The organism is Cryobacterium sp. TMT1-62 (assembly GCF_004403145.1).
In the GTDB taxonomy this organism is placed as follows: Bacteria; Actinomycetota; Actinomycetes; order Actinomycetales; family Microbacteriaceae; genus Cryobacterium; species Cryobacterium sandaracinum.
The window spans coordinates 22,797-43,144 of sequence record NZ_SOGZ01000031.1; the positions used below are offsets into that span (position 1 = coordinate 22,797).

The window sequence follows — 20,348 nt, forward strand, 5'->3', positions numbered from 1 at the left end:
ACTGACGCTGCACAGCGAGGCGTCGATCGGCATTAGGCGCTCGGTCGCGGGAAGCGCGAAAATGGGCTCATGTCCTCCGTAAGCGCTGCACCCAGGTCTCTGCCCGCATCCGTTCGAATCGGAGAGGGCCGCGGTGGCCTCACCGTGGTGAGAGTGGTCGGTCGCGCCGGCTCCGCCGAGATCTACCTGCACGGCGCGCACGTCACCGACTTCACCCCGGCCGGCGGCCGGCCGGTGCTTTTCCTGAGCGACCTGAGCCGGTTCGAGGCCACCGCCGCGATCCGCGGCGGCGTGCCGATCTGCTTCCCTTGGTTCGGTGCGAACGCGCTCGATCCGGCCGCGCCGTCGCACGGTTTCGCCCGCCTGATCGAGTGGGAGCTCGTGGACGCCCACGAATCCGACGACGACGTTGTGCTCACCTTCAGCCTCACCGACACTCCCGCCACACGCACCTCGGCTTGGCCCCACCGTTTCGAGGCCCGCTACACGGTCACCGTCGGCGCCCGCCTGACCCTCGCCCTCCGGGTGACCAACCGGGAGACGGATGCGCTCAGCTACGAAGAAGCGCTGCACACCTATCTGCGAGTGAGCAATGTGCGCGGCACGACGGTCTCGGGGCTGCAGGGCACCGCGTTCCTGAACCAGCTGACCGCTCTGACCGAGCCCGCGGAGAACAACCCCCTGGGCTTCGGCACCGAGACGGACCGCCTCTATCTGGGCAGCCGCGGCAGCGCCACCGTCGCCGACCCGGACGGCCGCACCGTCACGATCGAATCCGACGGATCCGACAGCACCGTGGTCTGGAATCCCTGGGCCGACAAGGCCGCCCGGATGAGCGACTTCGGCGACGACGAGTGGCCCGGCATGGTCTGCGTGGAAACCGCGAACGTACGCCGGGACCAGGTACGTCTGGACGCAGGCCAGAGCCACACGACGACCGTCGAGTTCGCGGTTTCGGCCTGAGAACCGACCTTCGGGACTGCCCCGCAAAAACTTTCTTTCGGCGCTAGCGTGACGAATTCCCGTCGACCCACGTCATACTAGTGTCGCCCGGCTCGTGCCACGCGCCGCGACAGATTGGAGCTTGCCATCGTTGAACAGACGACCTCCGCACGACCAGCCGTCCCCCCAACCGGACCAGGGACGACTGTCATCGCCGATGGCGTCGTCGCGAAGGTAGCCGGCATCGCCGCACGCGAGGTGCCGGGCGTTCACGCGCTCGGCGGAAGCGCGGCCCGGGCTCTCGGCGCCATCCGGGAAGCCCTCAGCGTCGCCGACCTCTCCCCCGGGGTGAGCGTCACCACCGAGGGCGCCGCGGCATCCATCGCGATCTCCATCGTCGTCGAGTACCCGCACGAACTGCAAAAGGTCGCGGGCGCAGTGCGCAACGCGGTCGAGACGGCGATCGAGACAATCGTCGGCATGCAGGTCACCTCGGTCGATGTGACCGTCAAGGACGTGCACCAGGCGTCAGATGACACGGTCACGGACGTCGACGAGGCAGACACCCCGGACTAGTCCGGCTCTTTTCCCCACTTCACCAGAACTGACCTTCATCAGTTCGCAAACAACAGAGAGACGCAAGGACAAATTATGGGCTTCATCGGATTCCTTATTCTCGGACTCATCGCCGGCGCAATCGCCAAGGCAATCCTGCCGGGCAACCAGGGCGGCGGCTGGGTCATCACCCTCATCCTCGGCGTGCTCGGCGCGTTCCTCGGTGGTTTCCTCGGCTCGGTCATCTTCGGCACGGGTCTGGAGAACTTCTTCGACATCTCGACCTGGCTTCTCGCCATCGCCGGCTCCGTCATCGTTCTCGTGATCTACGGCGCACTCACGGGGCGTCGCCGCCGGGCCTAAGTCACGGCAGCGCGACAAGCGCGAACGAACGGGCGCACTATTAGGGGGTGCTCCGGTTCGTTCGCGCTTATTTTTTGTTGATTCGTGCCTGCAAGCGTCCGATTGCCGGCATTCTGCGTGCCGGTGGCGTCAGCCGCCGGCGACGTCGTGCAGGTGGTGCACCGGATCGTGCACAAAATATTGCCCCATCGTGGTGACGGTGAACCGGGCACCGTCGCTGCGGCGACCGGTTCGGCCGTGGTCTGCGGGCGAAACGGCGGCGAAAGAGCCGGCGACGGATGCCGCGGCTTCGGCGAGTTCGCGGGCCACGACCGCCGGCTCCTGCTCGTTATAGCGCTCCATCACCGCGGTGGCGTCCTGGTCCCAGTTCGGGAAAGCCGGGTCGTCCTCGGCGAGCATGAGGGTGAGACGCTCGTCGAAGATGCGGAACACGTCGCGAACATGGGCCGCGTATTCCAGGGCAGACCAGGTCTGCTCGTCGGGGCGCGACGCGACATCCGTTCGCTGCAGCACCGGCTGCCAGCGGGCCGCGTTCTCGCGCACCAGCCGCGGAATGTGCGCGAAATCGACGTCGGCGGCGGAGAAACCGCACTCCGGGCAGGGGCGCTCCAGCACCCAGGTCCAATCTTTTGTATCCGCGCTGATTCCCATCCGGTGATCCTATCCGGTGGTCACGGCTACGCACCGGTGTCCGGCCAAACCGAACCGTCGTTGATTCCGAACAATGGGCGAGCACGGATGCACCGTGACATCTACTGGAGGTCTTCTCATGCGTACATCCCCCAACCGCATCATTGCCACTGTTTTCGGTGCCGTCTACGTTCTGGTCGGCGTGCTCGGTTTCTTCGTGACCGGCGGCGTCGACTTCTTCGCCACCGATGGCGGCCTGCTTCTCGGCATCTTCGCGGTCAACCCTCTCCACAACACGGCCCACCTCCTGATCGGCGCAGCACTGTTGATCGCCGGCCTGGCCACGGCCCCCGCCGCAAAGGCCGTCAACACCACGGTCGGTGCGGTGTACCTGCTCCTCGGAATTGTCGGTTTCTTCATCGCCGACACCGCGCTCAACATCCTCGCCCTCAACACGGCCGACCACTTCCTGCATCTGACCAGCGCCATCGTGCTGCTTGGAGCCGGTCTCGCAGCCGACAAGACGGTACCGCGCACGGTCACCGTCTAGCCCACGCGCGCCACCCACACCGCGGACAGGAATCCCATGACGCAGATCACGCGCCTCTGGATCGCTTTCGCCGCCCTCGGGGCAGGGATTATTCACCTGGCCGTGGGCGCCGGCGCTCCAGCCCTGCTCGCCGTCACCTTCGTCGGGCTCGGCGTCGCCGAGCTCTGCTGGGGTGTGGCGACGCTCGTGCGAGGAAGGCATCTTTGGCCGAACCAGGCCCTCGTCGCCGCCCTTCTCCCTGGCGTCATTTGGGCTGCAATGGTGGCGCTCCGCAGCACCTCGGCGGTGCCGGCCGACGCCACAGTGCTGCCGGTCTTCCCGATGACCATCGCCACCTCGTTCGGCGTGTTCGTGGCCGTCTCCCTTGCCCTCACCCGGCGGCGTGCCAGATGCCGGACGGCGGCATCCGACACCCCTGCCGGGGTGACCGGGGCGACCGAACCCGCACCGCAGGGCTGGCGTTTCCTGGCCGCGCTGACGCTCGGCGGCCTGCTGGTTTCCGGCCTGACCACTCCGGCCCTGGCCGCGACGGATGCCGGCACTCAGGCGGTCCCGCACGGGTCCCACGGTCACTCGGGCCCCGCCGTTCTGCCCGACGCACCGCACTCCCACCACTGACCGGCTGCGGGCCAAAGATAATTCCCGGGTCTCGCTGGACCCGGCAGCCCTTCTAGTCCGGCTGCTGCGATCCGCAGACGGCGACAGCCCGGATTTCGCCGGCGACTTGGTTTTCGGTCCAGGGCAGGTTCAGCTGGGGTGCCGGCACCTCTCCGGACGCGGGCGCAGCGCCGGCGACCGCGGCAAGTCGGCGGGCGACCGCCTCGGCGAACCCGCGGCCGGAGGTCGAATTATTGAAGGAGACCACTACCGTGAGTCCGCTGACCGGGTCGGCCATCGCCGCCGAAATGAAACCGGGGATCTCCCCGGACTGACCGAGCAGCGGGCCGAACCGCTCGACGCCGAGGCCGTGTTGATGCCAGGAGAGGGCTCCGGCACCCGGCAGAACCGGCGCCCACTGCGCATCCGTCGATGTTTTCGACAGGAGGGTCCCCGCGGCCAGCGCCTGCGCCCAGATCTTCAGGTCGTCGAGGTTCGAGACCGCCCCCGCCGCCACTCCGCCCACCGAGGGCGACAGCTGCGTTACATCGAGCACGCTCCCACAGCGGGCCCTGCCGACCGGATCAAGGGCCGCGGGGACTCGGCCCCGGGATCGCAAGCTCGCCCGGCGATGGCAGGCTGGTGTTCGTCATGCCCAGCGGTTCGAACACGTAGTGCCGGTAGAGCCACGGCCAGTCGCGTCGGGTTGCCTGCTGCAGGGCGAGACCGAGCAGCACGACCCCGGTATCCGACGCGGACCAGGTTCCGCCGGGCAGCGCCACCCGAGGTGCGCCCGTGCCGCTCGCGATGACTTCACGTGTCGACCATTTGCGACTGGGGTTGGCCATAATCTGCGGAGCCATCAGGGAGGCGTGATCGGCCAGGCCGGACGTGTTGCGGCAAAGCTGCCCGAGGGTGATTTTGTCCAGCCCCACCACCCGGGGCACGTAGTCGGACACCGGATCCTCCAAGCGCACCCGCCCCTCCTCGACGAGCCGGAGCAGCACCGTGCAGGTCAGCGCCGTCGTGTTGGTGCCGATCCGGAATCGCATCTCCGGGGTGAGGGCACCCGGTGTCGTCCTCGAGACGGACCCGGGCGACGCGACCCAGGTGCCGGCCCACGGCGCCCAGACACCGGCAATGGCCCCCGAGGAACCGGACAGGGTCTTCGCCTCGGCGAGCACGTCATCCAGCCGGGACGTGACCTCGGACGAGAACGGGGCCGCCGCCTGCGCGCGGGCCTCCGGGGACGCATCCGTCGCCGCGGTGCACGCCGTCAGCACGAGGGCGGCACTCACGACGAGAGCCGGCACGCGGTGGTGGCGTGTGTGGGGGCTCGCGTGACGAGGTGCGGAGCCGGCTGGTACAAGGCCGGCTGCGGCTTGGCTGATCGGTGCCTGTCCGAGCTTCATCGCCTGACCCCCGTCGCGTCGCGGCCCACACAGGAGCGCCCCTGCACGACGGAGTGTACCCACGCCGCCGTCCGGCCGCACCGTATTGCTGCCGGCGGCCCCCCGGCTCTCGCTCTTGCCCCTACTGCCGCCCTCGTCCCTAACGAATTCGACGGAGATTTTGGGCTAGAGACTCTAGTTTTGGGCTGTTCTGCACCGTTTTCGGCAAAATCTCCGTCGAATTGGTGCGTAGGCAGCGGCGGGAGAGGCAGCCGCGAGAAGGGCAGCCGCGGCGGTAAACACGGGGCTAGTCGGCGGGGGTGACCGGGCAGGGGGTCTCGGTAGCGCGCGGGCCGCGCATGAACCGCTGCACGTTCTCGTCCACGATCATGTCGCTCGGGCGCAGCGGACGGGTCAGATAAAGGCCGTCCAGGCTGGTCAGCCGGCTGAGGGCCACATAGGTCTGGCCGGGGCTGAACACGCGCGCGCCGAGGTCGACGACCGCGCGTTCATAGGTGGCGCCCTGCGATTTGTGGATGGTGACCGCCCACGCCAGCCGCAACGGGAACTGCGTGAACTCGGCGACGACGTCTTTGCGCAGCTTCTTCGTGGTCGGGTTGTAGGTGTACTTGAACTTCTCCCACACCGCCGGTTCGACCTCGTGCGTTTCGCCGTCGATGTCCACGTACACCGTCGAATCGACCCGAGTGACGGTGCCGATGCTGCCGTTCACCCAGCGCGGGCCGCCGTCCTGGTTGGAGTCGTTGCGCAGAAACATGACCTGCGCCCCGACCTTCAGCTCGAGCACCTCGTCGGCGGGGAATGTGCGCCCGCCGAAGTCGCCGGTGACGTCGGCCTTGGCGGTCAGCGCCTTGCCGGGGAGGCGTTTGAGAGCGGATGCGTTGATCCGGTTCACGGAATCGTTGCGGGTGGCCAGCGTGATCACGCCCTCCCTCGGCGGGGTGCGGGCGCCCGCGGCGTTGAGCGCGCCGCCGATCTCGGCCGTGACCTGCCCGTGCCGCACCGCGTTGAGCATGTGTTTGAAGTCGGCGTCGCGCTGCCGGTGCACCTCGGTGAGCTCGAAGATGCGCAGGTCGGCGACCTGCCAGACCTTCGCGTCGAAGAACCACATCGACCGGTAGGTGTCCGCGAAGTAGGCACGCTCGTCGGAATCCCCCGGCACCGGGGCCAGCTGGTACGGGTCGCCGAAGAGCACGATCTGCGCGCCGCCGAACGTGTCGTTCGGCCGTTGCCGCGCCTGACGCAGGCTGCGGTCGATCGCATCCATCAGGTCGGCGTTGACCATCGACACCTCGTCGATGACGACCGTGTCGATCGTGTTGAGCAGTTTGCGTACCTGGTCGGACTGGTCGATCGCGTTGTCGGCGATCACGCCGATCGGCAGGCGGAACAGGGAGTGGATGGTCTGGCCGCCCACGTTCAAGGCCGCCACCCCGGTGGGAGCGGCAATCACGATCTGCTTGCTCGTGTTCCAGGCGAGGTGATTGAGCAGCGTCGACTTGCCGGTGCCGGCGCGCCCGGTCACGAACACGTTCTGCCGGGTTCCCTCGATGGCCTCGAACACTTCGGCCTGCTCGCGCGACAGCGGAATCTCAGACACGGGGGCGCTTTCGATGGGGTGCGGACGGGACACACCACTGTATCCGGCCCGGCTGCACGAGTCGGCCCCGGTCTACGGGTTGGCGGAGAACCGGCCCCGTAGGATGTGGGGGTGAGCAACCGGGACGGCAGGCGCCGGCGTAACGAGCGGCGCGCCATCGTGGCCGTGGTCATCGTTGCCGCCCTCCTTGGCGCAGGCCTGGTCGCGACGATCGGGTCGCTCAACCGCGACCTCTACAGCGCCGGCAGCTTCGTGGGGCAGTATCTCGACGCCCTGGCCCGCAAAGACACCGCCAGTGCGCTGCTGCTTCCCGGGGTCAAACCCGCGGCTGCGGAGCTCGAAGCGGCCGCGCTGCCGAAGGACCTGCCGGACACCCTGCTGCGGAACTCCGTGCTGGGGGAGCTCACCGACATCCGTCTGACCGCTGACGACGAGTCGGCCGACGGACGGCACACGGTCGACTACGAGTTCCGGCTGAACGGCACACCCGCGGCGATGACCTTCCAGGTGGAGAGCGCCGGCACATTCTTCGGCGTTTTCGACAGCTGGCGCTTCACCACCAGCCCACTGGCCGTGCTGCGAGTGAACGTGCTGCAGCAGGCTACGTTCTCGGTGAACAGGCTGACCCTCGACACGCGTGCGCACGCCGCCGATGGCGCGCCGGAAATGTTCTCGAACCAGGCGGCCTACCTGGCCTTCGCACCAGCCCTCTACTCGTTCGAGCACACCTCCACCCTGCTCGACGCGGCCTCGCAGACGGTGCCGGTCGTCGCGTCCGGGGTGACGGATGTCACGGTCGACGCCCAGCCCAACGCCCAATTCATCGGTCAGGTCCAGGCCGAGCTGGACCGTTTCCTCGACGATTGCACCACGCAACAGGTCTTGCAGCCCACGAACTGCCCATTCGGCATCGAGATCAACGACCGGGTGCGAGACGACCCGATCTGGTCGATCGCCCAGTATCCCCCAGTCACCCTCGTGGCCGGCGACTCCACCTTCGAGATGCCCGACACCGAGGGGCAGGCGCACATTGTGGTGGAGGTGCAGTCGCTTTTCGACGGCGATGTCGAGGTGCGGGATGAGGACGTGGCCTTTGCGGTCGCGATCAGCGTGACCGTGAACCCGGACGGGTCGCTCGCTCTTCAGCTGCGCTGACCGGCGGCGGCTGCCCTGCTGAACGCTTTCTTGCTACTCCGAGCGGTCGTGCGCGGCGAGGCGGGCCAGGCCTGCGTTGTACTGGAGCAGTTCGGCGTCGCCCGTGCGGGCGGCGTTTCGGTCCTTGCGGCGGGTTTCCTTCTCGTCGCTGCGGCTCCATTGGATGGCCACCGCAATGGCCAGGGCGATCGTTGGGATCTCGCCGACGCTCCAAGCGATGCCACCGCCCATCTGCTGGTCCTCGATGCCGCTGAGCCCCCAATCGCGCCCCATGGCCCCGTACCAGTCGGCGAGGAGCAGCCCGGTGCCCGTCATCATGGTGACACCGAAGAAGGCGTGGAAGGCCATCGTGCCCAGAAGAAGCAGCAGGCGGCCGGCGTAGGGCAGGCGGTAGGGCACCGGGTCGACGCCGATCAGCGACTGCACGAACAGGTAGCCGGTGATCAGGAAGTGCACGATCATCCACTCGTGGCCGATGTGGTCGGTCGTCGCCCAGCTGAATAGCGAGGAGTAATAGAACACCCAGAGTGAACCGGCGAAGAGCACGGCTGCGACCAGCGGATTGGCCAGGAACCCCGCGTACGCCGAGTGCACGGCCAACAGGATCCACTCGCGGGCGCCGCGGCTGCCATCCTGCCGCTTGTGGATGGCCCGGGCGGCGAGAGTGACCGGCGCCCCGGGCACCAGAAAGACGGGCACGAGCATGGTCAGGGCCATGTGCATGAGCATGTGGGAGGAGAAGAGGTACTTCGCGTAGAGGTTCGCGCCGCCGTTGGTGATGTAGAACAGGATCAGCATGCCGGTCACCCAGAGCACGGTGCGGAAGACGGGCCACTTATCGCCGCGGCGGGCCAGGCGGCGCACCCCGGCCACGTAGAAGAAGATGCCGAACGCGCAGAACAGCACCCAGGCCAGGTCGAAGTTCCACTCGGTGAAGTAGCGGCTGAAAGTGAGCGGCGGTGGCAGGAGCTCGCCGGTCAGGATCTGGGCGGGCGTCGAGGTGGGAATCTCGGTCGCCGTGATCTGCTCGACCGGCGTCGCGGTCTTGGCGAGGGCGGCGGCAGCCCCGGAGGCGAGCCCCATGAACGCCAGTTCCGTGACGATGAGCCACCAAAACCAGACGTTCCGGCGGGGTGCGGGGGTCTGGGCGTCTGCGGGGGTGCTCCGCAACATCCGCCCGATCACGTACCGGCGTTGCAGCACGCCGAACACGCCGAGCACGGTGAGGGCGAAGACCTTGACCAGAACGAGGAGGCCATAGGGCGAGAGCAGCCGCTCCCAGGCACCCAACCGCAGTTCGGCGCCGACGTAGCCGGACGCAGCGACGACGATGAAGGAAACGAGGGCGAGCGAGGAGTAGCGCGCGATGACCGGATCGAGGCGGCCGCCGGCCAACTGCTTGCGCAGCACGATGATGGTCAGCAGCCCGCCCAGCCAGACCGCGGCGAAGACCAGGTGCAGACCCAGGGCGGTGATGGCCACGTCGTGCCCCTCGGCGCCGGCCGCGTGCCCCTGTAGTGCAATCGGCACCAGGGCACCCACGGCGAGGACCGTGACGAAGACGAGCCCGGTCAGTGAACGCACCGCGAAACACAAGACGGTGACGAAGGCCGCGATCAGGGTGGTGATCAGCCAGGCCTGGCCGATCTCGATGTCGCTGAAGAACTGCCCGGCTGTGGCGCTGAACCGGTCATCGAAGCTGAGCGGAATGGTCGTCACCTGCAGGAAGGTGAAGAAACCGGTGAGGGCGGATGCCACGGTGAAGACGGCGGCGGACCCGGCGGCGAAATCGAGGGCCGCGTTGTATTCGGGTTCCCGAGGGCTCAGGGCGAAAAGGGTGAGCACGAGGGCGCCGATGGTGCCGGCGGCGCTGAGGTTGACGAGGAGCTTGGCCAGCGGGAGACCCCACCGCACGACTGGTCCCGGATCGGCCAGCAGTTGCGCCGAAGCGCCGCCACCGTAGGCTAGCGCGACGAGCGTCGCCAGCGTCGCGACCAGCAGAAGCACTGCCGGACCGGAGATACGCACGAGACGAGGCACTGACTCAGCCTAACCGTGCCCGGTGGACGCACGCTCCACGAGGCACGCTGACGTGTGACGTCACAGACGAAAGCAGGGCGCCGACCGAAGGCGACGCCCTGCTTTCTTGGTTCGCGACCTACTTGGCGGCAGCCTTGAGCTTGCTACCAGCGGTCAGCTTGACGCGGTGGCCCGCGGCGATGGCGATCTCTTCGCCGGTCTGCGGGTTGCGGCCGGTGCGCGCTGCGGTAGCGGTGCGCTCGACTCCGAGCCAGCCCGGGATCGTGACCTTGCCGTCGTTCGCGACGGTGTCGGCGAGAGTTGCAAAGAAAGCGTTCAGAACGCTGTCAACTGCAGCCTGGCTCTGGCCAGAGTCTGCGGCAACCTTGGCAACGAGCTCGGTCTTGTTCAGCGACTTGTCAGCCATTGAGTGTCCTCCTCGGACCTTTGTCTGTAAAAACAGGGATTCACGTATTGCGGGCGACGCTCCGAGGAGCGACTCCGTTTGGCCGGTTGGACCGGGTTGAATCTAGCAGACAACCGCGGAATTCCGCGGATTTGCGGCGTTTCCAGCCGGTTTGGCTGCCGTAACGGCTACATTTTCGCTGTGGGCGAAAAAAGAGGATGCCGACCGGAGTCGACATCCTCTCGCTTCAGAACCAAGGTTCCGAATGACCGGCTAAGCGGCTTGGTGCGTTGTTACCAGCTGGACTTGGTGATGCCGGGCAGTTCGCCGCGGTGAGCCATGTCGCGGAAACGCACGCGCGAGATTCCGAACTTGCTGAGGTGTCCACGGGGACGACCGTCGACCGCGTCGCGGTTGCGCAGGCGAACCGGCGACGCGTTGCGGGGAAGCTTCTGCAGGCCGAGGCGAGCAGCTTCACGGGACTCATCGGTGCCGGCCGGGTTGACGAGGGCCTTCTTGAGCTCAAGTCGCTTCGCGGCGTAGCGCTCGACGATAACCTTGCGCTGGTTGTTCTTGGCAATCATGCTCTTCTTCGCCATTTTTAGCGCTCCTCACGGAAGTCAACGTGCTTGCGCACTACGGGGTCGTACTTCTTGAGTACGAGACGGTCGGGGTCGTTGCGACGGTTCTTCTTGGTCACGTAGGTGTAACCGGTGCCAGCCGTCGAACGGAGCTTGATGATCGGGCGGACGTCATGCTGCTTGGCCATTAGATTTTCTCCCCACGAGCGAGAAGGTCCTTGACGACCGATTCAATGCCACGAGCGTCGATCACCTTGATGCCCTTGACGGACAGGGTCAGCGTGACGTTGCGGCGAAGCGACGGTACGTAGTACTTCTTGGTCTGAACGTTCGGGTCGAAGCGACGCTTGGTGCGTCGGTGCGAGTGCGAAATGTTGTGTCCGAAGCCGGGAACGGCTCCGGTCACCTGGCAAGTAGCTGCCATGGTTCTCCTCCAATACCGAAGGGCGAATGCCCTTCCCAAGATCTCTTGTCGGCTGGCGATCACACTTCCGCGAAGCGGAAGCGAGCGGACCAGCAGTGCACGCACAGATATGCGCAGCAGCGTGCAACACTACGCGATGCTCTCCCCCAGCGCAAACTGAACCAATTCGACGGAGATTTTGCCGATTCAGGCCCTAAAACCGGCAAAACCGGGTTGTGGGGGCAGAATCTCCGTCGAATTCGTTCGGGGCGAGGACGAGTCCGGCGCGCGGCGGTTGGCCTAGTCCACGGATGTGGCGGAGCAGGCCGCGCAGAGACCGAACACGTCGACCACGTGGGCGGCCTGGCTGAAGCCATGTTCCGCGGCCACGTTCTTGGCCCAGTTTTCCACGGCGTCCGCTTCGATCTCGACGGTGAGTCCGCAGTTGCGGCAGATCAGGTGGTGGTGGTGGTCGGTCGTGCTGCAGGCGCGGTAGAGCGCCTCACCATCGGGCGACTGCAGCGAGTCGGCCTCGCCCTCGCCGGCCAGGTCGGCCAGGGCCCGGTACACCGTGGCCAGGCCGATGGGCGAACCGGTGGCGTGCAGGCTTGCGTGCAGACCCTGGGCGCTGACGAATCCCTCGGCGTCGCTGAGTGCGGTGCGCACGGCCTCGCGCTGCCAGGTGTTTCGCTTCATGCTTTCAACCGTAACCGCGCCCGGACCAGCCGGCGACCGCCCAGGGCCACCAGGAAGAAGACGGCCGCGGTGAGAGCGATCGCCGGCCCGGCGGCCACGTCGATCGCCCGGGACAGGAGCACTCCGACCAAACCGGCGGCCGCGCCCAGCACTGGAGCGAGAACCAGGATCTGGGTGGCGGTGCGCGTGACCAGGCGCGCGGTGGCGGCCGGGGCCGCGATCAGCGCGATCGCGAGGATCGCCCCGACGGCCGGCATTGCGGTGACCACGGTGGCGGTGATCAGGGCGAGGGTGAGCAGCTCGATCGGCCATTCCCGGAATCCGGCGGCGCGGAATCCGCTCGGGTCGAAGGTAGAGAACAGGATCTCCTTGCCCAGCAGCACCATCACGGCCACGGCCACCCCGAGCACGCCGACGGCCAGCCAGACGTCACCGGTCGTGACGGTGAGGATTGACCCGACCAAATAGGAGTCGACCTGCACCGGCAGCGACGGGTTGAGGGCCTGCAGAAGCACGCCGAGCGCGAAGCCCGCGGTGAGCAGGATGCCGGACGCCACCTGGGTGCCCTGCCGCTTCACCCGGCCGATCAGGGTCATGATGCCGACGATGAGGATGCTCGCCAGGGCCGCCCCGAGTGGGATGCTCACGCCGACGATCGTGGCGGTCACGGCGCCCGGGAAGGTGGCGTGGGTGAGGGCCTGGGCGAAGAAAGTGCGGCGGCGCAATACGACGAGGGATCCGATCAGCCCGCTGAGGGCGCCGATCACGGCGGCCGCGAGGAGTGCCTTCTCGAAGTAGCCCATCACGTCACCAGCTGTTCGTGCGGCGGCGGGGTGTGCTGCGACCGCAGACGGGGCGAACCCAGCCGCCGAAGGCCGTCGAGGGACAGGCGCAACAGCAGCACCACGGCGTAGCCGGCGACCAGCACCAGCACCACGGTCGCGCCGCTGGGCAGGTCGAGACCGGCCTGCACGGATGCCTGGAAACCGAGCACGAGCCCGAGCCAGGCACCGAGGGCCGCGAAACAGGCCGCGATCGGGAACAGCAGCCAGAGCCGGTCAGTGATGAGCCGGGCCGCGGCGCCGGGCACGATCAACACGGCCAGGACGAGGAGGTTGCCGACGGCGCTGGAGGCCGCGACGACCACGAGGGCGATGGCCACGTTGAGCACGAGGTCGAGCGCGAGCGTGCGGTAGCCGGCCGCGGCGAAGCCGACCCGGTCGAAGGCGCGGAACACCTCCTCCTTGAGCGTGAGCCCGATCAGGACCAGCGCCACGAGGCAGATGGCGACGGTCTGCACGACCTCATTCGGGCTGACCGTGAGGAGGCGGCCGAAGAGAAGCTGCTCCAGCTGGCCGACGTAGTTCGTCTCGCGGGAGACCAGGATGATGCCCACGCTGAACATGGCGGTGAAGACGATGGCGATCGCGGCATCCGAGGACACGGACTGGCGCACGATCAGGGTGAGGGTGACCGCCGCGAACAGGGCGGCGACCATCGCGCCGGCGAACAGCCCCTCGCGCCCACCCCAGACGAAGCCGATCGCGATGCCGGGGAAGACCGCGTGGGTGAGACCGTCGCTGATGAACTCGAGGCCCCGCAGATTGACCAGCACCCCGACGACGCCGGCTACCAGGCTGAGCGCACCCAGCACGAAGAGGGCCCGGGTCATGAACGGCAGGGCAAAGGCGTCGATCAGCGGGCTGAGGAAGTCCATCTCAGTGACCGGTGTGCCCGGGCACAACCACGGTGTGCTCGTCGATCTCCACGCCGACCTCTCGGAACGTGCGCTGCACGTTCTCCAGGATCAGCACCGACTCGCGCGGCCCGAACGCCACCTGGGCGCCATTGAGCAGCAACACCTGTTCGCAGACCTCGCGGGCGAGCTGGAGGTCGTGGGTGGAGACGACCACGGCCACCCCCTCCTCCTTCAAACGCTTGACGGTGCCCACGAGCGCGTCCCGATTCTGCTGGTCGAGGCCGTTGAACGGCTCGTCGAGCAGCAGCAGGCGGGGCCCCGCGGCCACGGCCCGTGCGAGCAGTCCGCGCTGCTGCTGGCCGCCGGAGAGTTCCCCGAAGCGGGTTTTCGCGCGATGCGCGAGGCCCACCGCGTCGAGTGCACGGGCCACGGCCTGACGGTCGCGCTTACCGGGCAGGCGCAGCCAGCCTAGCGAGCGGTAGCGCCCCATCATGACGACCTGCTCGAGCGTGACCGGGAACTGCTGGTCGATCTCGTCGGCCTGCGGCACGTAACCGATGGATCCGACCGGGGCCGCTGCCGCTCCCAGCACCTCGACGGTACCGCTCACGCGCTGGATCAGGCCGAGGATGCCCTTGAGCAGCGTGGACTTGCCGGACCCGTTGGGCCCGATCAGCGCCACGGCCTCGCCGGCGTGCACCTCGAAGTCGATGTCGGCCAGGGCAGGGCTCTGGCCGTAGGAAAAGGAGGCGCCCGCCACCTTGAGCGCGACAGGCGCGCTCGGCCGTACTTGAGAAGGGTTCTCGATCACTGACTAACTATCGCAGGTCTGCGGGCACCGCGGTGGGCTCGGCTCCCCAGGATTCGAGGATCAGGCCGACGTTGTGCAGCTGCGAACTGATGTAGGTGGCGCCGTCACTGTGCCGCGCACCGAGGGAGTCGCTGTAGAGCGCGTCCTCCCCCGAGTACACGCTGACGCCGGCCTCGCCGGCGATGGTGTCGGCGGCCTTCGGGCTGATCGAGGCCTCGGAGAAGACCGCCTTGACCCCGGTGGCCGTGATGGCGTCGACGAGTTCGTCGATCGCGGCGGCGCTGGGCTCGGCGTTGTCATCGAAGCTCGGGATGATGGAGCCGACGTAGGTGATGCCGTAGGCCTCGGTGAAGTAGCCGAATGCGTCGTGGTTGCTCACGAGCAGGCGCTGCTCGGCGGGCACGGCGTCGATGTTGGTACGGATCCAGTCGTCGAGCTCGGCCAGCCGGCCGGTGTAGGCGGTCGCGTTGGCCTCGACGTCCGGGGCCAGGTCCGGCTGGGCATCACTGAGGCCCGTGGCAATGGTGACGGCCATGGTCTCGGCATTGGACACGTCGGTCCAGATGTGCGGGTTGCCGCCCTGGTGGGAGTGCTCGGCGTCATCCGTCGCGGCCTTGTCGTCGGCGTGGTCCTCTTCGCCGGCTGCGATGTCCTGGATCTCGATGCCCTCGTCGGAGTCGATCGTCACGCCGTCGAAACCGCTGGCGCTGATTGCGTCGTCGAGCCACTCCTCGAGGCCGACCCCATTGATCACGAGCACATCGGCCTCACCGAGGGCTGTCAAGTCGGCCACGGACGGATCATAGCTGTGCGCGCTCTGGTTGGGCTGGATGAGCTGGGTCACTACTACGCCCGCGGTGTCGCCGACGACGTTGCGGGTGAGGTCCGCCACCTGGGTGGTCGTCGCGACCACCTTGAGGTCGCCGGCGGCGGCGCCATCCGCCGAACCGCCGGTCGGAGTGCAGCCGACCATGGTCAGCGAGGCAACGGCGGCCAGGGCGGTGAGGACGAATCGATTGTTGATCACAGGGCCGACGTTACGCCTAATGATAATGATTGTCAAAACCAATAAGAGCCGCCGCCGGGATCTCCTCCGGGACCTTACTCGAGCAGCAGCGCGGGCTCCTCAATGATGCTCGCGACATCCGCCAGGAAGCGGCTCGCGACATCCCCATCGACCACGCGATGGTCGAAGCTCGCGCCGATGGTCGTCACCTGACGCACCCGCACCTCGCCGTCGACGACCCACGGTTTGGGCTTGATCGTTCCGAGGGCCACGATGCCGGCCTCGCCGGAGTTGAGGATGGGCGTGCCGGTATCCATGCCGAAGACACCGATATTGGTGATCGTGATCGTGCCGTTCGACATCTCCGCCGGCGAGGTCTTGCCGTCCCGCGCGGTGAGCGTGAGCTTCTCAAGGGCGCGGGCCAGTTCAAGCAGGCTCATGTCCTGCGCTTCCTTCACATTGGGCACGATGAGCCCACGGGGGGTGGCCGCGGCGATGCCCAGGTTCACGTAGTGCTTGATCACGATTTCCTCGTCGGTGAAAACCGAGTTGACCGTGGGGTTGCGCCGCACGGCCCAGATCATGGCTTTGGCCATGATCAGCATCGGGGACACGCGCACGCCCGCGAAGTCGGTGGACGCCTTGAGCCGCTTGACGAATTCCATGGTGCGGGTGGCGTCCACGTCGACGAAGAGGCTCACGTGCGGTGCGGTGAAGGCGCTGGAGGCCATGGCCTGGGCGATGGCCTTGCGCACGCCTTTGACCGGGACGCGCTCCTCACGGTCGCTGGGCCATTCCGGCGTCTGGATGTTGCGGAACACGCTGGCCTGGGTGGCCTCCCGCAGCACGTCCTCGCGGGTGACGTCGCCGACCGGGCCGGTCGCCTCGACCAGGGACAAGTCCACACCGAGGTCCTTGGCCAGCTTGCGGATCGGCGGCTTGGCGACGACGGGGCCCGCGGATGCCGCGCGCGGCAGCTGCGGGAGCTGCGAAGTGGCCGGGCGCGTGGGGTGCACGGGCGGCGGCGCGATCGACTCGTGGGCGACGGGGGTGACCCCGTGGCGCTTGCGCCGGGTGGGCATGGTCGCCGCGGCGCCGCGCCCGACCAGGACCGCGCCCGGCGTCTCGGCCGGCTCGTCCGTGATGGTGGAGCCGGCATCCGCTGCCGCGCTGGCCAGCTCGCCCGCGCCGTTCGCGATCGCACTGCTCGACGCAGACGCGACGGCGACGGTCTCGGCCACGATGGTGATGATGACCGTTCCGACGTCGACGGTCGTGCCGGGTTTCACCAGGATCTCCCCGACCACGCCGACGTACGGCGACGGCAGCTCGACGAGCGACTTCGCGGTCTCGATCTCGACCAGCACCTGGTTGATCGACACGGTGTCGCCGGGCGCCACCTTCCACTCCACGATTTCGGCCTCGGTGAGACCCTCGCCAACGTCGGGCAGTGTGAATTTCGACACGCTCATCGAGTACGCTCCTTGCGATTGGTGAGGCGAGAAGCCCTGGTGCGACTCATATCAGTAGGAGAGGGCGCGGTCGACGGCCTCGAGCACGCGGTCCGGGCTGGGCAGGAAGTGCGTCTCGACGGCGGCCGGCGGGAACGGGGTGTCGAAACCGGAGACGCGCAGCACGGGAGCCTCGAGCAGGTAGAAGGCCTTCTCCATGACGGTCGCGGCGATCTCCGATCCGACGCTGACGAAGCCGTGGGCCTCCTGGGCGACGACCAGATGCCCGGTCTTCTCGACCGACGCGAGGATGGGACCGTAGTCGATCGGCGAGATTGAACGCAGGTCGATGACCTCGACGCTGGTTCCCTCCGCCGCCGCGAGATCCGCCGCCTGCAGCAGGACGCTGACCATGGCGCCGTGGCCGACGACCGTCGCATCCGTACCGCTGCGTACCACGCGGCTGGCGTGCAGGGGCGTGCCGCTCTCGGCAAGGTTCACCTCACCCTTGGGCCAGTAGCGGCTCTTGGGCTCGAAGAAGATGACCGGGTCGTCGGAGGCGATGGCCTCCTGCAACATCCAGTAGGCGTCGTGCGGGTTCGACGGGCTGACCACGCGCAGGCCCGGCGTGTGCGCGAAGTACGTCTCCGGGCTCTCCTGGTGGTGCTCGATCGACCCGATGTGGCCGCCGTAGGGGATGCGGATCACGACGGGCATGGAGACCTCACCCTCGTGCCGGTTGCGCATCCGCGCCAGCTGGCTGGTGATCTGGTCAAAGCCGGGGAAGACGAACCCGTCGAACTGGATCTCGCAGACCGGGCGGTAGCCGCGCAGGGCCAGGCCGATGGCCGTACCGATGATGCCGGACTCGGCCAGCGGGGTGTCGAGCACGCGCTTGTCGCCGAATTCGGCGATCAGACCCTCGGTGACGCGGAAGACCCCGCCCAGCGGGCCGATGTCCTCGCCCATCATCAGCACCCGGGGGTTGTCGCGCATGGCCTGGCGCAGGCCCGCGTTGAGGGCCTTCGTCATGGGCAGGTTCGCCGTTCCGGTGCCGGGAATGGCCCGCTTGGCGGCGGCCGGGTGTCCCGGGGTCGGCATCGCGGTGGTCGGTGTGGCGAGGCCGGTGGTGCTCGTCACGATCGTGTCGCTCACGCGTCGCCTCCTTCGAAGGATGCCTCGTAGTGGTCGAGCCAGGCCTTCTGTTCCTGGATCAGCGGGTGGGGTTCGGCGTAGACGTTGTCGAAGATGACAGCCTTCTCCGGGGAGTGGATGTCGAGGGCCCGGCGGCGCACATCCGCGGCGTAGTCGTCGGCCTCCTCGTCGACGGCGTCGAGGAACTCCGGCTCGACCCCCAGGCCCTGCAGGTAGCTGCGGAAGCGCACGATCGGGTCGCGGGCCACCCAGTAGGCCAGCTGTTCCGGGTCGCGGTACTTGGTGGGGTCGTCGGCCGTGGTGTGGGCACCGACTCGGTAGGTCAGGGCCTCGATCAGGGCGGGGCCGTGGCCGGCGCGGGCGTCGTCGAGGTGCTTGGCCGTCACCGCGAAACTGGCGAGCACGTCGTTGCCGTCGATCTGGGTGCCGGGCATGCCGAAGCCGGCGGCACGCAGGTAGAGCGGAGTGCGGGACTGCCGGGTCACGGGCACTGAGATGGCCCAGTGGTTGTTCTGCAGGAAGAAGACCTGCGGGGTCTGGTAGCTGGCGGCGAAGACGAGCGCCTCGTTGGCGTCGCCCTGCGACGAAGCTCCATCGCCGTAGTACACGATGACGGCCTGGTCGGTCTCGGGATTGCCGGTCGCGGTCGCGCCGTCGAGCTGCATGCCCATCGCGTAGCCCGTGGCGTGCAGGGTCTGCGAGGCCAGCACAAGGGTGTACAGGTGGAAGTTGCCGTGGTCCTCGGGGGTCCAGCCGCCGAGGGTGACACCGCGCAGCATCCGCAGGATATCGACGGGGTCGAGTCCGCGGATCATGCCGACGACGTGCTCGCGATAGGACGGGAACACGTGGTCCTGCGGCCGGGTTGCGTAGGCGGAGCCGACCTGGGCGGCCTCCTGGCCGTGGCTGGGCACCCAGAGGGCCAGCTGGCCCTGCCGCTGCAGGTTCGCGGCCTCGGTGTCGAACCGGCGCACCACCACCATGTCGCGGTAGAACCGCCGATGGTCGGCCTCGGTCAGTCGATCGAGGTAGGGCAGGAACTCGGCCGCGGAATCGCTCGGGGCGAAGACACCCTCCGGGGAGAGCATTCGCACCGTGGGAGAGGCACTCGGGGTCGCTGACACCGTACTAACCTAGCCCTCGGGCAGGGTGCCCCGTTGGTAGATCGTCAACAATGTCGGCGCAAATACCCAGGAGCTTCTCCACGGATTCTTCCTCACCGATCGAAATTCGGATGCCCTCGGGGAACGGGCGCACGATCAGGCCGACGGCCGACAGGACATCGGCGATGTCGGCGGTGTCCTCGGCGGTGGGCAGCCAGATGAAGTTTCCCTGAGGCACCGGAATGTTCCAGCCCTGCTCGCTCAGCAGGCGCCAGACCCGGTCGCGCCGCTCGGTCAGGGCACGCACCCGCCGCAGCAGCTGGTCGGCGGCGTCGAGAGAGGCGATCGCGGCCGCGCCGGCAACACCTGTGACCGAGAGCGGGATCGCGGTGGACCTCGCCGCATCGAGCACGGCGACGGGACCGAGGGCGTAGCCGACGCGCAGGCCGGCCAGGCCGTAGGCCTTGGAGAAAGTGCGCAGCACGACCAGGTTCGGGAACCGGGACAGCAGTGGCAGGCCGGTGACCGCCTCGGGGTCGGTGACGAACTCGCAGTAGGCCTCATCGAGGATGACGAGGAGGTCCGGCGGGACGACGGCCATGAACGATTCGAACTCGTCGCCCGTGACGGCAGTCCCGGTCGGATTGTTCGGGCTGCAGATGATGACGACGCGGGTATGGTCCGTGATGCGGGTGGCCATCTCGGGCAGGTCGTGGCGATGGTCGGCCCGGTTCGGAACCTGCACGCTCGTGGCACCGGCGACGGTGACCAGACCGGGGTAGGCCTCGAAGGAGCGCCACGAGTAGAGCACCTCGTCACCCGGTCCCGCGGCGGCGAGGATGAGCTGGGCCAGGAGGGCCACGGAGCCGGCACCGATGTGCACCTCGTCGACGCTCAGGCCGAACTGCGTGGCCAGCCGTTCGCGCAGGGCCAGCGCCGAGGCATCCGGGTACCGGTTGTACGCGGTCTCGGCGTTCACGGCGGCGATGACGCCGGGCAGCGGATCGAAGGGGTTCTCGTTGCTCGAGAGTTTGAACGCGCTGGCTGCGGCAGCTTGACCCTGCCGATAGGCCGGGAGGGCGACAATCTCGGGGCGCAGGCGGACCGAGGGCGGGTCTGATGGGCTCACTCGGCGATTCTACGCCGCGGCATATTCACGTGGCCGCATGGTTAGGCCCCGGGCTGGCCCATCCGTGCGACCAGTCACCGGCGAT

General features: G+C 67.8%; 22 protein-coding genes and 1 pseudogene. 6 read left to right on the top strand and 17 right to left on the bottom strand.

Annotation, left to right across the window (positions count from 1 at the left end; genetic code table 11):
* Positions 1-69: 69 nt before the first annotated feature.
* The 3 genes from E3T34_RS08280 to E3T34_RS08290 all read left to right on the top strand — a co-directional run bounded on the left by E3T34_RS08280 (position 70) and on the right by E3T34_RS08290 (position 1,860).
* Positions 70-963, top strand: coding sequence for a D-hexose-6-phosphate mutarotase (locus tag E3T34_RS08280; protein WP_104099740.1), 894 nt, complete (start codon positions 70-72; stop codon positions 961-963).
* Between the two features lie 114 nt (positions 964-1,077).
* Complete coding sequence (locus E3T34_RS08285; protein WP_134342707.1) at positions 1,078-1,518, top strand: Asp23/Gls24 family envelope stress response protein; 441 nt, start codon at positions 1,078-1,080, stop codon at positions 1,516-1,518.
* Positions 1,519-1,593: 75 nt separating this feature from the next.
* Positions 1,594-1,860: a GlsB/YeaQ/YmgE family stress response membrane protein gene (locus E3T34_RS08290; protein WP_104099742.1), complete on the top strand. Its 267-nt coding sequence runs from the start codon at positions 1,594-1,596 to the stop codon at positions 1,858-1,860.
* A gap of 129 nt (positions 1,861-1,989) precedes the next feature.
* Here E3T34_RS08290 and E3T34_RS08295 read toward each other — a convergent pair whose 3' ends face one another.
* On the bottom strand, positions 1,990-2,511 hold the full coding sequence (locus E3T34_RS08295) for a DinB family protein (RefSeq protein WP_104099743.1): 522 nt from the start codon (positions 2,509-2,511) through the stop codon (positions 1,990-1,992).
* Positions 2,512-2,629: 118 nt separating this feature from the next.
* On the opposite strand from E3T34_RS08295, the gene E3T34_RS08300 reads away from it, so the two are divergent.
* Together E3T34_RS08300 and E3T34_RS08305 are read left to right on the top strand one after the other, a co-directional pair.
* Complete coding sequence (locus tag E3T34_RS08300) at positions 2,630-3,040, top strand: DUF4383 domain-containing protein (RefSeq protein ID WP_104099744.1); 411 nt, start codon at positions 2,630-2,632, stop codon at positions 3,038-3,040.
* A 36-nt stretch (positions 3,041-3,076) separates the two neighbouring features.
* Positions 3,077-3,658 carry a hypothetical protein gene (locus E3T34_RS08305; protein ID WP_134342708.1) on the top strand — a complete coding sequence of 194 codons (582 nt, stop codon included), beginning with the start codon at positions 3,077-3,079 and terminating at the stop codon, positions 3,656-3,658.
* 52 nt (positions 3,659-3,710) lie between these two features.
* Here the strand turns inward: E3T34_RS08305 and E3T34_RS16940 are convergent.
* Both E3T34_RS16940 and E3T34_RS08325 read right to left on the bottom strand, forming a co-directional pair.
* A pseudogene (locus tag E3T34_RS16940) lies at positions 3,711-5,049 on the bottom strand (serine hydrolase domain-containing protein).
* A gap of 286 nt (positions 5,050-5,335) precedes the next feature.
* Positions 5,336-6,649, bottom strand: coding sequence for an ATP-dependent RecD-like DNA helicase (locus E3T34_RS08325; RefSeq protein ID WP_134342711.1), 1,314 nt, complete (start codon positions 6,647-6,649; stop codon positions 5,336-5,338).
* Positions 6,650-6,760: 111 nt separating this feature from the next.
* Between E3T34_RS08325 and E3T34_RS08330 the strand changes: the two genes are divergently transcribed.
* Positions 6,761-7,804 (top strand): hypothetical protein, encoded by a 1,044-nt coding sequence (locus tag E3T34_RS08330; protein ID WP_134342712.1) that lies wholly within the window; start codon positions 6,761-6,763, stop codon positions 7,802-7,804.
* A gap of 33 nt (positions 7,805-7,837) precedes the next feature.
* On the opposite strand, the gene E3T34_RS08335 is transcribed toward E3T34_RS08330, so the two are convergent.
* The 14 genes from E3T34_RS08335 to E3T34_RS08400 all read right to left on the bottom strand — a co-directional run bounded on the left by E3T34_RS08335 (position 7,838) and on the right by E3T34_RS08400 (position 20,263).
* On the bottom strand, positions 7,838-9,844 hold the full coding sequence (locus tag E3T34_RS08335; RefSeq protein WP_174843131.1) for a cytochrome c oxidase assembly protein: 2,007 nt from the start codon (positions 9,842-9,844) through the stop codon (positions 7,838-7,840).
* Between the two features lie 118 nt (positions 9,845-9,962).
* Positions 9,963-10,250, bottom strand: a complete 288-nt coding sequence (locus tag E3T34_RS08340) for an HU family DNA-binding protein (protein WP_104099750.1) — start codon at positions 10,248-10,250, stop codon at positions 9,963-9,965.
* A gap of 272 nt (positions 10,251-10,522) precedes the next feature.
* On the bottom strand, positions 10,523-10,828 hold the full coding sequence (rpsN, locus tag E3T34_RS08345; RefSeq protein ID WP_104099751.1) for a 30S ribosomal protein S14: 306 nt from the start codon (positions 10,826-10,828) through the stop codon (positions 10,523-10,525).
* 2 nt (positions 10,829-10,830) lie between these two features.
* Positions 10,831-10,998 (bottom strand): 50S ribosomal protein L33, encoded by a 168-nt coding sequence (rpmG, locus tag E3T34_RS08350; RefSeq protein WP_104099752.1) that lies wholly within the window; start codon positions 10,996-10,998, stop codon positions 10,831-10,833.
* Positions 10,998-11,234 carry a 50S ribosomal protein L28 gene (gene rpmB, locus E3T34_RS08355; RefSeq protein WP_104099753.1) on the bottom strand — a complete coding sequence of 79 codons (237 nt, stop codon included), beginning with the start codon at positions 11,232-11,234 and terminating at the stop codon, positions 10,998-11,000. Before rpmB ends, rpmG begins: the two co-directional genes overlap by 1 nt.
* Before the next feature lie 279 nt (positions 11,235-11,513).
* A complete protein-coding gene (locus E3T34_RS08360) occupies positions 11,514-11,909 on the bottom strand; it encodes a Fur family transcriptional regulator (RefSeq protein WP_104099754.1) in 396 nt (131 codons plus the stop codon).
* Positions 11,906-12,712, bottom strand: coding sequence for a metal ABC transporter permease (locus E3T34_RS08365; protein ID WP_134342713.1), 807 nt, complete (start codon positions 12,710-12,712; stop codon positions 11,906-11,908). Before E3T34_RS08365 ends, E3T34_RS08360 begins: the two co-directional genes overlap by 4 nt.
* Positions 12,712-13,626 (bottom strand): metal ABC transporter permease, encoded by a 915-nt coding sequence (locus tag E3T34_RS08370; RefSeq protein ID WP_134342714.1) that lies wholly within the window; start codon positions 13,624-13,626, stop codon positions 12,712-12,714. Before E3T34_RS08370 ends, E3T34_RS08365 begins: the two co-directional genes overlap by 1 nt.
* Position 13,627: 1 nt before the next feature.
* Positions 13,628-14,419, bottom strand: coding sequence for a metal ABC transporter ATP-binding protein (locus tag E3T34_RS08375; RefSeq protein WP_134342715.1), 792 nt, complete (start codon positions 14,417-14,419; stop codon positions 13,628-13,630).
* A 7-nt stretch (positions 14,420-14,426) separates the two neighbouring features.
* Positions 14,427-15,446 (bottom strand): metal ABC transporter substrate-binding protein, encoded by a 1,020-nt coding sequence (locus E3T34_RS08380; protein WP_198412275.1) that lies wholly within the window; start codon positions 15,444-15,446, stop codon positions 14,427-14,429.
* Between the two features lie 74 nt (positions 15,447-15,520).
* The gene (locus tag E3T34_RS08385; RefSeq protein WP_104099758.1) at positions 15,521-16,897 is read right to left on the bottom strand and encodes a dihydrolipoamide acetyltransferase family protein; all 1,377 of its coding nucleotides are present in this window, start codon (positions 16,895-16,897) and stop codon (positions 15,521-15,523) included.
* Positions 16,898-16,948: 51 nt separating this feature from the next.
* On the bottom strand, positions 16,949-17,908 hold the full coding sequence (locus tag E3T34_RS08390; RefSeq protein WP_233191201.1) for an alpha-ketoacid dehydrogenase subunit beta: 960 nt from the start codon (positions 17,906-17,908) through the stop codon (positions 16,949-16,951).
* A gap of 119 nt (positions 17,909-18,027) precedes the next feature.
* Positions 18,028-19,119: a thiamine pyrophosphate-dependent dehydrogenase E1 component subunit alpha gene (locus E3T34_RS08395; RefSeq protein ID WP_104099759.1), complete on the bottom strand. Its 1,092-nt coding sequence runs from the start codon at positions 19,117-19,119 to the stop codon at positions 18,028-18,030.
* A gap of 40 nt (positions 19,120-19,159) precedes the next feature.
* Entirely contained in the window at positions 19,160-20,263 is a 1,104-nt protein-coding gene (locus E3T34_RS08400) for a histidinol-phosphate transaminase (RefSeq protein WP_134342716.1), read from the bottom strand.
* Positions 20,264-20,348: the final 85 nt, after the last annotated feature.